Annotated in this window: 10 protein-coding genes; all 10 read left to right on the top strand. The window is 53.2% G+C overall.

Translation table 11 applies throughout. The annotated features are described in order from the left end of the window. Positions 1-482 precede the first annotated feature (482 nt). Positions 483-1,535, top strand: coding sequence for a TlpA family protein disulfide reductase (locus tag ACLEIV_RS16765; RefSeq protein ID WP_410457767.1), 1,053 nt, complete (start codon positions 483-485; stop codon positions 1,533-1,535). 73 nt (positions 1,536-1,608) lie between these two features. Next, a complete protein-coding gene (locus ACLEIV_RS16770) occupies positions 1,609-3,642 on the top strand; it encodes a protein-disulfide reductase DsbD family protein (RefSeq protein ID WP_410457768.1) in 2,034 nt (677 codons plus the stop codon). Between the two features lie 46 nt (positions 3,643-3,688). After that, entirely contained in the window at positions 3,689-4,318 is a 630-nt protein-coding gene (locus ACLEIV_RS16775; RefSeq protein WP_410457769.1) for an FMN-dependent NADH-azoreductase, read from the top strand. A 1,188-nt stretch (positions 4,319-5,506) separates the two neighbouring features. Beyond that, positions 5,507-7,207 carry a sensor histidine kinase gene (locus ACLEIV_RS16780; protein ID WP_410457770.1) on the top strand — a complete coding sequence of 567 codons (1,701 nt, stop codon included), beginning with the start codon at positions 5,507-5,509 and terminating at the stop codon, positions 7,205-7,207. After that, complete coding sequence (locus ACLEIV_RS16785) at positions 7,200-8,537, top strand: sigma-54-dependent transcriptional regulator (protein WP_410457771.1); 1,338 nt, start codon at positions 7,200-7,202, stop codon at positions 8,535-8,537. Before ACLEIV_RS16780 ends, ACLEIV_RS16785 begins: the two co-directional genes overlap by 8 nt. Before the next feature lie 52 nt (positions 8,538-8,589). Next, the gene (locus ACLEIV_RS16790; RefSeq protein ID WP_410457772.1) at positions 8,590-9,807 is read left to right on the top strand and encodes an ABC transporter substrate-binding protein; all 1,218 of its coding nucleotides are present in this window, start codon (positions 8,590-8,592) and stop codon (positions 9,805-9,807) included. Positions 9,808-10,227: 420 nt separating this feature from the next. Continuing rightward, entirely contained in the window at positions 10,228-11,673 is a 1,446-nt protein-coding gene (locus ACLEIV_RS16795; RefSeq protein ID WP_410457773.1) for an NAD-dependent succinate-semialdehyde dehydrogenase, read from the top strand. 57 nt (positions 11,674-11,730) lie between these two features. Further along, positions 11,731-12,897 (top strand): iron-containing alcohol dehydrogenase, encoded by a 1,167-nt coding sequence (locus ACLEIV_RS16800; protein ID WP_410457774.1) that lies wholly within the window; start codon positions 11,731-11,733, stop codon positions 12,895-12,897. Between the two features lie 39 nt (positions 12,898-12,936). Further along, positions 12,937-14,304, top strand: a complete 1,368-nt coding sequence (locus ACLEIV_RS16805) for a hypothetical protein (protein ID WP_410457775.1) — start codon at positions 12,937-12,939, stop codon at positions 14,302-14,304. A gap of 155 nt (positions 14,305-14,459) precedes the next feature. Next, positions 14,460-14,702, top strand: a complete 243-nt coding sequence (locus ACLEIV_RS16810) for a LytS/YhcK type 5TM receptor domain-containing protein (protein WP_410457776.1) — start codon at positions 14,460-14,462, stop codon at positions 14,700-14,702. Positions 14,703-15,495 lie beyond the last annotated feature (793 nt).

Raw genomic sequence — 15,495 nt, forward strand, 5'->3', positions numbered from 1 at the left:
TTACGGTGGTGACTGTACCACCTTAAATGGTGTCCGGGATCATTGAACCACTACAAGTTTATGGATGGCCCGGACTGAGCTTGGTGCTGTCCCTGACCTGCCGGATCGACAGCCCGGAGGCAAGCCGCAAACTGAAGAACGTCTCTAATTTTACGCATCGTGATCCTCTTAGCCGGCAACCCTCTTCCTGCAAATGCGAAGAGGATATAAAAACCTTAAAATTAATGTGTTAACAAAAGTTACCGCAGAAAATGCACACTGATTCCGGCAATCCGGAAAACGTGTTCATCTTGGGCCGGAATATGCAATGGTACAGCAAAATAAGTAATTCTTGGTCCTTTCACCTACACCATCATGCATAGATAATGGTCACTGTTACACTCCGTAAATTTTATTAGTATGTTGTAACTAGGTCGTTGCCGTTGACCTGTAACTTGCAGAATCGGGGTGTCTTTTGAATGACGTCTTAAAGAGGTTTAACTATGCGACTACCAGCTTTTTCAGCATGCCATAAGTACTTGACTGCATTGCTTTTACTCACCAGTGTTTGCCAATTTTCCTATGCCGATAGTAGCTACGAAGCCGAAGGTAAGCGTCGCGCGCAAGATGCTGGCGCTTCTCTCATCGGCCAACCAGGACCTGCCGCCGTACTCAAGACTATCGATGGTGAAGAAATCGACTTGTCTAAATATTACGGTAAAAAGCCGGTCTATTTGAAATTCTGGGCGACTTGGTGCATCCCCTGTCGCCAGCAGATGCCCGGCTTTGAAAAAACTCAGCAAGCGTTAGGTGATGAAATTCAGATTGTCGCAGTGAACACCGGTTTCAGCGATGATCGCGATGCTGTATTTGCCTATCGCAAGGAACACGACCTAAGTATGCCTATCGTTATTGATGACGGTAGTTTGGCGGCTAAGCTCAATCTCCGGGTTACCCCTCAACATGTTTTGATCAACCGCAGCGGTCAGATTAGCTATGTTGGCCATTTGGATGATCAAGAATTGCATGACGCGCTACAGAAAGTGTTAGAGCCTGACGCAACGAGTCCCATTCAATCAAACATTGAACAAAAAAATGCTGAAACAGTATTTGCTGTAGGTGACCAGGTCGCTGACCTACAAGCAAATACCATTGATGGTACAAAAATTGATATTGGAGCAACAGCATCAGGCAAGGCCCAAGCATTGGTTTTCTTCGCGCCCTGGTGTGAATCATATCTAGCAGAGAGCCGTCCACAAACCTCTAAAGCATGCCTGCGTGTGCGTGAAAATGTTGAAACAATGCTCAGCGAAAAAAATGTCGAGTGGCTCGGCGTATCGTCTGGTTTATGGGCAGCACAAGAAGATTTACAGGACTATCAAAAAACCACTCAAACCAGATTACCACTTGTACTGGATGCCAAAGATGCGCTGTTCCGCGCATTTGCTATTCGTGAAATCCCAAGCGTAGTGTTAATTGATAGCACAGGACGCGTGAATAAAATTATCGGTCCAGAGGACTCTCAATTGAAAAATGCGGTGCAATCTCTACGATAGACCCATTCGTGAGCATGGGTTACTGTGGGACATCAGCCCATTTTTTATTAACTGACTACAGGGCGAGCTCCTCTTGTCTATTTCAGCTATCAAGGTACTACTACTGTTGCTGTGCCTGAATTACACCTCGCTTGCCACAGCAGAATTCAAACCTCCTAACCAGGACGAGGTGTTGATCGCCTCGTCCTTAATTGCTGAAAGCCAAACGCCCGCCGCCGGTAGTATCACCACATTAGCCATTTTTATGGAACCACAAGGTGAGTGGCATGGCTACTGGAAAGAGCCCGGTGATGCCGGTCTGGCACCTCAATTGACTTGGCACCTGCCCGATGGTGTAAGTGCTGGCGAAGCCGCTTACCCCGTACCGCAAACATTACTCATCGATGGTTTGATGAACCATGTTTATGAGGACTCATATGCATTGCTGGTACCTCTGAAAATTCCTGCGAGCTTGGCTGTGGGCTCGTCCTTACCCATTCGTCTGGATATGCGGTATCTGGCGTGTCGTTATGATGCCTGTGTGCCAGAAAGTGCTTCATTGAATATCTCGTTGTTCGTTGGCGATGGGGAAAATGATCCGGCGGTACAGAAGCAATTTTCCCAATGGCGTCAGTCACTGCCTCGTCCACTTGGTTCAAAAGCGAGTTTTACGGTCGATAACGGCATTTTCCGTTTGATGGTGCCGTTTCCAGAGTCAATGCAGATCGAACAACCCCACCTGTATTCAGCAACTAAAAATGCACTGGTAAATTCCGCAGAGCAGCATTTCGAACGCAACGGTGATGTATTGGTTGTCGAGACGAAAGCAGGTAAACAGCGAGCCGATTCTTTTATAGGCACATTGTCGCTAGGTCATGATTTGGGTCTTGATGTTGAGGCTTCCATCGCCGTAGTACAAAGCAACAACGAAAACTCTCTGACAGTAATTTTGGTCTCCCTGGCTGGTGCGGTATTAGGTGGTTTATTACTGAACTTGATGCCGTGCGTATTTCCTATCCTCAGCCTGAAAGCCCTAAGTATTGCCCGTTACAGCAGCAATGCTACGAATGCACGTAGCGAGGCAGTTGCCTACACTGTGGGAGTGATTTTGGTTTGTCTGATACTGGGAGGCCTGCTTCTAGCATTACGAGCGGGCGGTACTCAAGTTGGCTGGGCATTTCAGTTACAAGATCCTCGTGTTATCCTGGTGTTATTGCTGTTGACCTGCACAATATCCTTCAATCTCTCTGGACTGTTTGAATTATCTTCTTTAAATGCAGGCTCTGAATTAACCAAGCGTGAAGGCGCTGCTGGTGCGTTTTGGACTGGTGCATTGGCTGCATTTGTTGCAACACCTTGTACCGGTCCATTTATGGCTGCGGCACTTGGCGCCGCCCTGATTCTACCGACTGCCGCAGCTTTACTGATCTTTGCAGGGCTTGGACTGGGCATAGCTTTACCATTCCTGTTACTTGGTTTTGTTCCTGCACTGCAACGCTGCCTACCTAAACCCGGCCCATGGATGCAAATGCTGCGCAATGTACTGGCTGTACCAATGTTCCTGACTGCTTTGGCCTTGCTCTGGGTGCTCAGTAAGCAAATCGCTGCCACCGCGATCGTCGCGGTTACAGGTTGTATCATGCTACTGGCTTTTGGCTTATGGGCGACAGGATTACGTCAGCGTGCATTCAAGAAAACAGCCTGGTTGCCAGCACTTTTTGCTGGCATTTTAGCACTTACCCTTGGGTTTTCACTGTTAGAACAAAAGATCGTACCGACTGCGATAAAGGCAGATCAACTCGTCTTTGATGAAGTTCAGCTGGAGAGTTTGCGTGAGGGTAACCAACCGATCTTTCTCTACTTCACCGCTGACTGGTGTGTGACCTGCAAGGTGAATGAGCAGGTGGCGATTGATCGTGATGAAACCCATAAGGCATTTTCAGAAGCCGGTGTGGTGATGATGCGTGGTGACTGGACCAATGGCGATGCGAACATCACAGCGTTCCTTGGTCAACATGGACGCTCGGGCGTACCACTTTACCTCTGGTACAAGCCAGGAGAGAGTGAACCTAAGATATTACCGCAGGTTATTACACCAACAATATTGGTTGAACAGATAACAAATTAAACTGTCGATTAAAGATAAATCATTATCCTCTACGCTAGGAACTTGTATGAAAAACATTTTAGTCATAAACGCCAGCCCCAATAAAAGCGATTCATATAGCCGGCTATTGACTGAGCGTTTTATTAAATTATGGAAACAGAAAAACCCTAATGACACCTTCATCTTTCGTGAACTGGGAAATTCAAACATCCCTCATATCGATCAACCCTGGATTAAGTCTGCATTTACTCCAGTGGAAGCGAGAAATGATGAGAGCAAACAGGCTATTGCATTCAGCGATGCACTGGTTAAGGAACTGGAAAATGCTGACATCATTATAATCGGCAGTCCAATGCATAATTTGTCAGTGCCAAGTACACTTAAAGCCTATATCGATCAGGTTATCCGTATGGACGTCACAACTTCGGTAGTTCCAGGCACACCTGATAGCCCATACATCGGGCTATTAGCTAATAAAAAAGCTTACCTGTTTTTAGTCCGAGGTGGCTATGGCTTCGGTAGAGGGGAGATCTATGAGCATATGGATTTTCAGGAGCCCTATTTAAAAGCGGTTTTAAAAATGATTGGTGTGACGGATGTAACTTCAGTAACGATGAACTACACTACTATGCGAGAAGAGTTGCAGCTCAACTCTTTTTCGCAGGCACAAGCACAAATTGATATGTTGTTTAGATAATGACAGATTAAACATCAAGTTTATGAATATCCGTATATTCTTACCAATGATATAAAAACGCGGTGGTCAACTGTTACCGGAAAATTTTAAATTTCTTCCGTTACAAAAGAGATCTGTTTGTCACTGTATGAATGAGGTCGCCGCCAGTTATAACGTTCCATTCGATAAAACTGATGACTCACAGGACTTCTTGTTTTAAGTGAGAGCTATCGCGTGGCATCGATTCCGACTTATGACTGGCGTTATTGATCAAATCAAAGCCGGCACTCAGAGTTTGGCATGCGGCGGCCATCTGAATAGCGGTGCGAAGCTGATGAAATGTTCAAGGAAGGTTTTCAGCGGTTTGGTAGACAGATACAGCCTCAAGGCATGAATCTTGGCGCAGTACTCTTCATAAAGGATCGCCTTGCTACTCGTCGTGCCGCTCCAGCTGTTCGACGGATATGTACCTGGCAATGCCCGGCCGTAAAGGAGTTTAGCCCTCTGGTACCGCATAACATTGCATGACAATAAGATAGACGTATTTATGGATAGCTAGGGGCTGCCGTCATAAGATGGCAACCCCTAATGCCACACAACGGATCTGCACCGCCGCCACGAACGAGCTTGTATTTTTTGCATAACCGGTCGCAATCCCTCGCCATTGTTTCAGGTGGAGAAAGGCATTTTCTACCCGATGCCTTGCTTATAAATTTCCCTGTCGTGCTCTCGCTTTTCTTTTCGATTCCGTTTTGATGGGCTCACCACCTCCATCCCTTGAGGCCTGGCGTGGGCTACCACGGTGTTGACGTCGTAGCCTCGGTCAGCTTCCAGGCCATCAGTCAAGGTCTGCGGCTGTGTACAATATGCTGTCGCTCCCGAAGTAACGATGCATTTAACCGGCATGCCGGGTAGATCAACAACCAAATGGATCTTACTGCTCCCCCTTTTTTGCAGTCCCCACAATCTGGTTACCCTCAGTGCACCACAGGCATGAGGGTAACCCTTGATATGGTTGGCATCGATCATCAACCATTCAAAATACGGTTCGTTTATAAGACGGGCGTGTTGGAGCCCATGCACAGCCTACCGTACTATTAATGCTAAAAGTCACAGAACCGGTAGTCACTCTGCGTCATATGTCCCTGAATGTGCTATGGTCTGATACTTCGAATGGCGATCCCCTTCCCTGTCAACTTGTACCCCTGAATGGCAACCAACTCTCCACGCTCCAGATACCTTAGCTCTCAGTACCTTTGGCTCTCGCTACTCGTCGCGCTGGTCCCCCTGCTGTCCTTTACCACACTGTACGACAGCTACTTTGCACAATTGGTTAAGCGGATTACCGATGACCAGCTGAAGGTTCAACTGGCCGCGACCCGCAACGAATTTCGAACCCATCTGCACGAACGCCGGTATGAGCTGGAGGCCCTCCTCGACCAGTTCGACAGCACAGAGATGTTTACTCGCGAAGGCTACCACACGCTGTCTCTCGAATTGAAAAGCCTGCTGCGGCTGCAGCTGGATAATAAGGCCATCTACGGCATTGCTTTCTTCGACGCCGATGAAAATCTGCTCTGGAGCTTCCCTGAACAAGCCCTGAATCAGACCAGATACCGACAGATGCTGCAGCATCCGGCCTCCAGGTTCGACAGCGTCGACCTAATCGGCCCCGAAGAGCATTCATGGAACGCGCCCCCCGCAGTGTTGATGCGTAAAAAGATGACTGTCAGCTCCCTTTCGCCACCAGAGAATGCGCCGTTCGTCGCCCTGATCCTACGTTTTAACACCTTGGCCAGTATTCCCAGAAACCTGCAGCGGGGGGGAGTCTACAAAACACTGTTACGCACTCCGGACGGACGCAGCTACGATACCGTTGGCCAGCCCGCCTCCCCCGCAGGCCGCTTCAGCCAGCATGATCTGGTGTCAGGCTGGACGCTCCTGCTGGTACAGAATTCCGAACTCACCGAGCCGCCCAGCGCCAGAATGCGTTACTGGCTGATCGGGCTGGTTGCAGGAACGGCAATATCCCTGTTGCTACTGCACTGGTACCTTTCCCGCCGACTCAAACGCCAGGTCGATGTTCTTGTTCATAGTGTCGAACAGGTGGCCAACGGAGATCTTGAAACCCCCGTTGAACAGCTCAGCAGCATAGAAATAGGGCGCCTGACCCAGGCCGTCGAGCGTATGCGCGAACAACTTAAGCAGGTCATCAGCTCCACCGTGGATGTGGAACGCCAGGCCTCTCTGGGGCAGTTGGCCGCCGGCCTTGCCCATGACATTCGCAATCCCCTCACCACCATTCTCACCACCATTCAGACCCTAGTCCGTCGCGAGCACAACCCTGTCCATAAAGACATGCTGGAAATGGTCGAAGAGGAAATAGAGCGGGTCAACGAGGTCATCACCAACCTGCTGAACTTTGCTCGCCCTCGCCCGCCTCAGGCCGAGCTTATTCGGGTCGATGAACTTTATGAAGGGCTTGTTGCCCTGGCCAATGCCTCGGCGCGGCGACAGCAGGTAACGCTGGAGATTGCCTGTAACGCCGGTCTGTGTATATATGCGGACGCAGGCCATATGCGACAAATTTTAATGAACCTCATTCTTAACGCTCTGCAGAGCATGCAGGCCACCGGGGGGCACATTCGGCTCACCGCAATCCAAGACGATGGGGAGATTGTGTTGACGGTAACCGACAATGGGCCGGGTATTCCTTCGGAGCTGCTGCCCCGCATTACCGAGCCCTTTTTTACTACCCGGGAGGCCGGCACAGGCCTGGGGCTGGCGATCTGCCAGGTATTGGCTGCAAACAATAACGCCACTTTACATATTCGCAGCCAGGCCGGTCAGGGCACCAGTATCGAGCTATATTGCCCTGTTCCTGACGAAAGGAAACACAACGATGAATAACCTCACCGTTCTGGTTATAGATGACGAACGCAATCTGGTGCGCAGCATACGCTTTGCCCTGATGGACCAGAACATAGAAGTTCTGGGTGCCGGCACCGCTCGCGAAGGGTTTGAACTGGCCAAGTCCGAGCTGCCGGACATGATTTTGCTGGATCTCGGTCTTCCGGACCTCTCCGGACTCGAATTACTGCCTCAGTTGCGACAAGCGCTACCAGATATTCCCGTGATCATGATCTCGGCTCATGGTGATACTCGCGCCGCCGTCAAGGCCGTGAAGGAAGGCGCTCTCGACTACATCACCAAACCATTCGAGTGGGAGGAGCTGGTGATGCTGATCAGGCGCAGCAGCGAACACACCCACATGGTACGAGAGCTCAATTTTCATCGCCAACGCTACAAACATACTCACCGTCTGGTGGGTAACAGCCCACAAATGGAACAACTATGCCAGACTCTGGAACTCATCGGCCGCAGCTCAGGCAAAACGGTCCTGATCTCGGGCCCCTCCGGCACTGGCAAGGCGCTGGTGGCCCGCAGTCTCCACGATGTGCGTTTTATCGATGCACCTTTCATAGAAATAAACTGTGCCGCACTGCCTGAGCAACTTATTGAAGCCGAGCTCTTTGGTGCTGAGCGAGGTGCCTATACCGGCGCAATCCAGCATCGGAGCGGGCTGATTGCACTGGCCGATGGTGGCACCCTGTTTCTGGATGAAGTGGGCGAGCTTCCCCTGCCACTGCAGGCCAAGCTGCTCAGCTTTCTTGAAAATCGCAGCTATCGGCCAATCGGCGGCAACCGGGAAATTCAGGCGGATGTGGTGGTGATGGCTGCGACCAACCGAGACCTCAAAGCCGAAGTAGGGCAGGGTAACTTTCGTTCCGATCTCTACTATCGCCTCAATATTCTGCCGATCAACGCGCCTTCCCTTGCAGAACGCGCTGATGATATTCCCCTGCTTATTCACCATTTCAGCCAGCACTTTGCCAGCCAGGAAGGCTGTGAACCTCCGATCTGGAATACGGAGATTTTACAACTGCTACGCCGCTATGCCTGGCCCGGCAACGTGCGAGAGCTAAGAAACCTGGTGGAACGCATCACCATACTGCACCCCGGGCAGGAGATATCCTGCGACTTTTTGCCAAATGAATATCTGGAGGCAGCCGACATGATGCCCTCAACTCCGGCCTATACCAAAGCGCTCGAAGAGAAGGAGCGCCAGTTGATTCTCGATGCCCTTCAGGAAACAGGGGGCCAAAAGGGGCTGGCTGCCGAACGCCTGGGTATTTCCCGCCACGCGCTCAAACGCAGAATTCAACGTCTTGGCCTTTGAGGCTCTGGTGCGGAAAACAATGATGACCGGGTTGATTCAAACGGCCACTTTCGTGTGCAAGCTACTTCTGCTGGCCATCCTTTGGGTCGTCCCGTCCACACAGGCCGAGATTGCTCTTGGCACAGACGACAGCGAAGCTCAAGTACGGGTAGGTTGCCTGTTCCCTCTCAGTGGCCGTGGCGGTTTGTATGGCCTTGACAGTGTCGTAGGTATTCAGGTGGCCCTCGACTGGATACAGCAGCAGCCAATCGACTATCCACGTCTGCAGGTACTCATTGCAGACAGCCGTTCCAAGGCCTCGCGAGCCACGCGCCTGGCACGAGAGTTCGTACAGGAGCGCAGGGCCCGGTTCATCTGCGGCGTAGTCAACTCCGCCGTGGCTTTAGAGGTGGCCCGAGTGGTTGCATCCGAACAAGCCTTCTTCATCGGTACCGATCATGCCTCTCCGCGACTGACGGACGCCGATGTTTCGCCTTACTACTTCAGAGTCAACAACAACAGCCGCCAGTCCATGTATGCCGCCGCTCACTACATAAAAGACTCATTTAAGAGCTCCAGGGAGGCGCCCCTGAGAATTTCCTATCTGGGGCCCGACTATGATTATGGCTATCAAATCTGGCAGGATCTGCAGCAGGCTTTGCGCCAGGCAGGAGTGCGTTTCGACATCGTGACAGCACTCTGGCCAAGCCTGTATGAACCCGATTACACCCCCTATATAGAGGCGCTGAAGCAACAGCCTACCGACCTTATCATCAACTCGCTCTGGGGGGGGGATCTGGTTGCCTTCATTGAGCAGGCCAATCAGGCTTCCCTGTTTCAGCATGCGGATTTTGCCAACTTCGATACCGGTGGCAACTACGAGGTCCTGGCGGCCCTGGCGAATGACATGCCAGCCGGGCTCATCCTCTCTGCCCGGCACCACAATAACTGGCCGCCGACCGACTATAACCGCTGGTTTGTGGAGCGTTTCCATGCCTTGAGCGGTCGCTACCCATCCTATGCGGCCGAAGGAGCCTATGCTGGTATTCTCGCCATTGCCGAGACCATGCGCACCGTTGGCGTCCACGCCAGCGATGCCGAGATCAGCACCGCATTGAAAGGGCTTCGGTTAAGGCTGCCGGAAGATCCGCCCGGATTTGTTTCCTATATGGATCCCGTCACCCACCAATTGCAGCAAGTCATCGCCATAGGCCGAAGCCAGCCTGATGACCGTCTCCCCCCCGCAACAAAACTGTTGGGTGACTGGAAAGTCTACCCTCCCCTTCCTTGAGCGGTATCCGCTCAAGGAACCGCTCAAGGATGAGCGAACACCGCTCTTAATCGCTTATTTACTTTTTACACTTTTTTATAACGCTTTATAAACAAGTACTTAAAGCCTTATAAAAGTTGGCATCCGGTTTGCTAAAGAATCTTTGTAGTTCTTCTTGCACGATGCAGAAGGAAAACAAAGAGGCAATCGGTATGCGAATACTGCTGCAGTGTCATCGCTGCACCAACAGTCACCTTGCGGTCGCAAGCACCCAGACCCCTTCGAGCGCTCATCACGCTTGTTGTACCGAGTGACGCCCTTGCTTTTCCTTCAGTCCCGCATCGAGGCCAGATTCTCAGGCGAACATCTACATCTAGTTGACGCCTTTTCGATGCCAGTGGCGAGAACAGCCATGGCCACACAATCTGAATGGAGATGGTTATGACCACACTCAAGGATGCGTCCTTGCTGAAAAATCTTTGCCTGATCGATGGCGAATGGGTTCCTGCAGCATCACGGGCCACCATCAAGGTGACAAATCCGGCCACCGGTGACACCTTAGCCATCATCCCCAACCTGGCACCGGAGGGGATCCCGGCCGTGATTGAAGCCTCGCGGGTCGCACAAAAGAGATGGGCAGCTCGCCCTGCCAAGGAGCGATCGGCCATTCTGCGTCGCTGGTTCGAGCTGATGCTGGAAAATATCGACGACCTCGCCCTGATTATGACCCGCGAACAGGGCAAGCCGTTGGCCGAAGCCAGGGGTGAAATTACCTATGCGGCCTCCTTTATAGAATGGTTTGCCGAAGAAGCCAAACGGGTCTACGGCGACACAATTCCGGCACCGAGCACAAATCAACGTATCACCGTACTGCGCCAGCCGATCGGCGTAACCGCAGCGATCACCCCCTGGAACTTTCCGGCTGCCATGATCACCCGCAAGGTGGCGCCTGCACTGGCCGCTGGCTGCTCAATGATAGTACGCCCGGCCGATCTCACCCCGTTGACCGCCCTGGCACTGGGTGAGCTGGCCCAGCGTGCCGGCGTGCCGGCAGGCGTACTGCAAATTGTTACCGGCTCCGCCAGCAAGATCGGCAAAGTGCTGACCGACAGCGCAATCGTCAGCAAACTCTCTTTCACCGGCTCTACCGAGGTGGGTCGGCTGCTGATGGCCCAATGTGCCGACACCATCAAGAAAGTGTCACTTGAGCTGGGTGGTAATGCTCCCTTTATCGTATTTGATGATGCCGATCTGGATCTGGCCGTGGAAGGTGCCATGGCATCCAAGTATCGCAACGCCGGTCAGACCTGCGTGTGCGCCAATCGGATTCTGGTACAGCGCGGTGTATATGATGCGCTCGCCGAAAAGCTTGCCGAGCGGGTACGCGCACTGAACGTCGGTGACGGCACCGAGGTCGGTACCGATATTGGGCCGATGATCGAAGAGAAAGCGATCACCAAGGTGGAAGAGCACATTCAGGACGCCGTAGCCAAGGGCGCAACCCTGCTATATGGCGGCAAACGCCTGGGAGGACTCTATTTCCAGCCCGCCATTCTCACCGGTGTCACGACCGAGATGAAAGTCGCTCGGGAAGAAACCTTCGGCCCCATGGCCCCCCTGTTCGTATTTGATACCGAAGAAGAAGCGGTTGCCATGGCCAATGACACCATTTTTGGTCTGGCCGCCTATTTCTACACCCGCGATCACGCTCGCACCATCCGTGTTTCCGAGGCACTGGAGTACGGCATGGTCGGTCACAACACCGGCCTGATCTCCAACGAAGTCGCGCCCTTCGGCGGAGTGAAGCAATCCGGGCTGGGCCGCGAGGGGTCGAAATACGGTATCGATGAATACCTGGAACTCAAGTACGTCTGCAGCGCGCTGTAAAAATCAAATGGCGAGCAGGCATTGCACCGCTCGCCTCTGGAATGGAGGAAAATAACCATGACCGAAGAACTCAAGTCTTTCACCTTTGACACCCCCGGGTCGATGCACCTTGAATGGGGGGGGGCTGCACGCATGGGCGAACTGCTCGGCGAATGGTTCGAACAACGCAATCTGCTGATCGTGACCGACAAGTTTTTGCACGAGAATGGCCTGCTGAATGCGGCCAAGGCGTCACTGGCGGCTTGTGGCTTTAACGTCGCCGTGTTTGACGACGTTAAAGCCGATCCGCCCGAGTCGGTACTCCAGGCTTGTGTTGAGCAAGGCAAGGCCGCTGGTGCCGACATGGTACTGGGACTGGGCGGTGGATCATCCATGGACATCGCCAAACTGGTCGCCGTCATGCTGACGTCCGAACAGCCGCTGGCCGACATGTACGGCATCGGCAACGTCAGGGGCCGCCGTACTCCGCTGGTACAGGTACCCACAACAGCCGGCACCGGCTCCGAAGTCACCAACATCACCATTCTAACCACAGGTGAAACCACCAAGATGGGGGTGGTTGCCCGGCAGCTGTATGCCGACCGCATACTGCTGGATGCGCAACTGACCGTTGGCCTGCCCTCGGCAGCCACCGCCGCCACCGGCATTGACGCCATGGTACATGCCATCGAAGCCTACACTTCGGCTCACCGCAAGAACCCCCTGTCCGACCTGCTGGCCAGGGAAGCCCTGCGTCTGCTGTGTGGCAACCTGATCACCGCCTGCCGGGACGGCTCCAACCGCGCATCCCGGGAAGCCATGCTGCTGGGCTCCAATCTGGCGGGGCAGGCGTTCTCCAACAGCCCTGTCGCCGCTGTGCATGCCCTGGCCTATCCCCTGGGTGGTCACTACCACCTGCCGCACGGCCTGACCAACGCCCTGATGCTGGGACCGGTCCTGCGTTTCAACATGACCGCCGCCGCTCCTTTGTATGCAGAGCTAGCGGATGTCGTACTGGGCCCCAGTGATGCAGACGTGCAAACTCGCTCGGCACGCTTTGTAGAATACATGCAGCAGTTGATGAACCAATCGGGTACCCCCCAACGCCTGCGTGACGTGAATATCAGCGAGGAAAGCCTGCCCACCCTGGCCAGGGACGCCATGCTGCAAAGCCGGCTGCTGATGAACAATCCGGTGGAAGTCACCGAGGCTGATGCCCTGGCGCTGTACCAGGAAGCCTACTGACCCCTGACCCATAACATCAACAAAACAATGAGTACTGTTATGATGAAACAACGAGTTGACGGACAGGAAACGCCTTACTGGCCCGCCGGGCCATTCAAGATTCGCCTGCCTTTCATCCACTATAAAATAGAATGGCCGGACTACTTTCAGGGCCTGCTGATGTGTGCCGTGGATCTGGCGGCTATTCCGCTGATGACCGAGCTGCTGGGTATGCCGTTCGAGGTTGCCCTGGCGGTGGTGATGCTGAATGGCCTGTTCTACCTGTTACACCACCTGCTGGGAGACCCCGTGATCCCCGGCTGGATCACTCCCGCCATTCCGCTGCTGATGGCCTACTGCGCCAGCTTCCCGGAGGGTCCTGAGCGAATACATGCCCTGATATCCTTCCAGCTGCTATTGGGGGTATTTGCCATTACCATTGGGGCTTCGGGATTGGCGCACCGTGTGGTGACGGCCATCCCGCAGGCCATCAAGTCGGGTGTCATCATCGGTGCCGGTATCGCGGCCGTCATGACCGTCTTCAAGGTTGATGGTCGCTTTGACACCTATCCGATTACCATCTCGGTCGCAGTGGGCATCGCGTTCTACGTTATCTTTTCGCGCCATTTCACGCGCCTGAAATCCAGCAATACCCTGTTCAACATGATAGGTAAACTCGGCGTGTTCCCGATAGTGGTGCTGGCCATTGTCATCGCGCCCACCGTTGGTGAAAGCTCCTGGCCCGAAATTGAGTGGGGCCTATCGTCGCCCGACTTTGCCACACTCTGGAGCGAGTACACAGTGTTTGGTTTGGGCATGCCACCGCTGGAGATGTTCATCAGCTGTATTCCGACCGTACTGGCCGCCTACATCGTACTGTTCGGCGATGTGCTGCAAAGCCGTGCCATTCTGAAAGAAGCCGATCAAGAGCGCCCGGATGAAGTCGTCGAATACAACCCGGACCGTGCCCACATGATCTTCGGTGCCCGTAACTCCGTGATGTCAATCCTCGGTCCTGACGTCGCCATGTGCGGCCCGCTCTGGGCAGCAATGCACGTTGTCATTGTGGAGCGCTTCAGCCAGGGCAAGAAGGCCATGTACTCCATTTTCGGTGGTGCCGGCTCTTTCCGCTGGGGCACCAATACCGGCCTGCTGTTCATGCCGATCGTCACCTTGGTACAACCAATTCTCGGCGTCGCTCTGGCACTGACACTGCTGATACAGGGCTATGTATCGGTACGCATCGGCGTCATGGAAGCACGCTCACAGCGTGACCTTGGCATCGCAGGTATCGTCGCGGCAGTGCTGGCAACCCGCGGGGCGACCTGGGCCTTTGCCGTTGGCGTTGTACTCTGCCTGCTCGTATATGGACGCGACTTCTTCAAGGGTGAAGAGGACGCCACCTTCGCAAAGGATCAGAGGGGTTAAAATAAAAGAAAATGCCGCAGCATTCGTTCATGAAGGCTGCGGCCATTGTTCCTTGTTTATTCCGGTAACGAGAAAAGGCACAGGAGCTGCCTTGGTGTAAAGACAAACAAGGATTGTAAAATCAACGCCAGCCCCTCTGCTGACAAGGAGCCAGCATGTCGCTCATCCCTCGGCTTATTCAGCAGATGTCTCTGTATCACGTCATTGTTTACCTGGTCAGTAAAACTCCGCTGTTCAAGCTGTTGACCGAGGCCGCGAGCCGGCTGCCTCACAAAATCTTTATCTGCCTGGCGTTTTCCGGCTTTTGTATCATGGTCATCTACTTTGGCGAGCAGACCCACGGCGCCATTGCCAATACCCGGCGTGATCCCAACAAGCCACGGCAACAGTTGAGCTAATTCCTGCGCATTAACATCAAGCACACCACCGGCCTGGTGACCCAGAGCAACAGCTGGAGCACATTCACGCCTACCTGACCACTGAAATGCCCCGCTTTATCGACAAGGTCATGATGAAATTGAATATTCCCAACTCATAACCAAACAAACTAAATAACCGATCTATGTTGTGGCTCTGTAAAGGTCGGACAAAGGATGCCCTTCCTTCGACACGCTGCAAGCACACTTCCTATGACGCTCAGCACAGGACCTCTGACCGCGAGGGAGGGCGAGAATGCCGGAACGACTGGAGTATTTTCCGGCCCTGCCATGTGATGGTCGGTGGAGCAAAGCCCTTTGTCCTCCTTGATGCTCCGGCGCCACCTGTTCGTGTCATTCGGTGTAGCAGAAGAGGTGGCTATGGTGCCTCTAGTGTACAGACCAAAAGCCTGATCAGATGCTTAATGTAATTGGTATGAGTGTCAGTTGAGGCAGAGCAACTTTTCTATTGGATGACTTCCGGTTAAAACCAAGCTTAGGTCACAAAATGGTCACGAGGGGGAGTTTGACCACATGGGAAAGGATGAATTTACTGAACGGCAAGAAGCCCTTAGCTTCAACACGCTAAGGGCTTCTTAATAATGGCGCGGTGGCAAACGCGCCGCGCTTGAAGGCAGGAGCAGCGCAGCTGCCGACTTCGTCCAGCATGTCCACGGAGCCGGAAATGATAAAAGCCCTGCTCAATGAGCAGGGCTTTTAAATAATGGCGGAGTGGACGGGACTCGAACCCGCGACCCCCGGCGTGACAGGCCGG

The sequence above is a fragment of the Oceanisphaera submarina genome (assembly GCF_046521305.1).
Taxonomy (GTDB): domain Bacteria; phylum Pseudomonadota; class Gammaproteobacteria; order Enterobacterales; family Aeromonadaceae; genus Oceanimonas; species Oceanimonas submarina.

Coding starts and splice junctions, on each gene's coding strand:
- ACLEIV_RS16765 (WP_410457767.1), top strand. CDS start 483: ATGCGACTACCAGCTTTTTCAGCATGCCATAAGTACTTGACTGCATTG.
- ACLEIV_RS16775 (WP_410457769.1), top strand. CDS start 3,689: ATGAAAAACATTTTAGTCATAAACGCCAGCCCCAATAAAAGCGATTCA.
- ACLEIV_RS16780 (WP_410457770.1), top strand. CDS start 5,507: ATGGCAACCAACTCTCCACGCTCCAGATACCTTAGCTCTCAGTACCTT.
- ACLEIV_RS16785 (WP_410457771.1), top strand. CDS start 7,200: ATGAATAACCTCACCGTTCTGGTTATAGATGACGAACGCAATCTGGTG.
- ACLEIV_RS16795 (WP_410457773.1), top strand. CDS start 10,228: ATGACCACACTCAAGGATGCGTCCTTGCTGAAAAATCTTTGCCTGATC.
- ACLEIV_RS16800 (WP_410457774.1), top strand. CDS start 11,731: ATGACCGAAGAACTCAAGTCTTTCACCTTTGACACCCCCGGGTCGATG.
- ACLEIV_RS16805 (WP_410457775.1), top strand. CDS start 12,937: ATGATGAAACAACGAGTTGACGGACAGGAAACGCCTTACTGGCCCGCC.
- ACLEIV_RS16810 (WP_410457776.1), top strand. CDS start 14,460: ATGTCGCTCATCCCTCGGCTTATTCAGCAGATGTCTCTGTATCACGTC.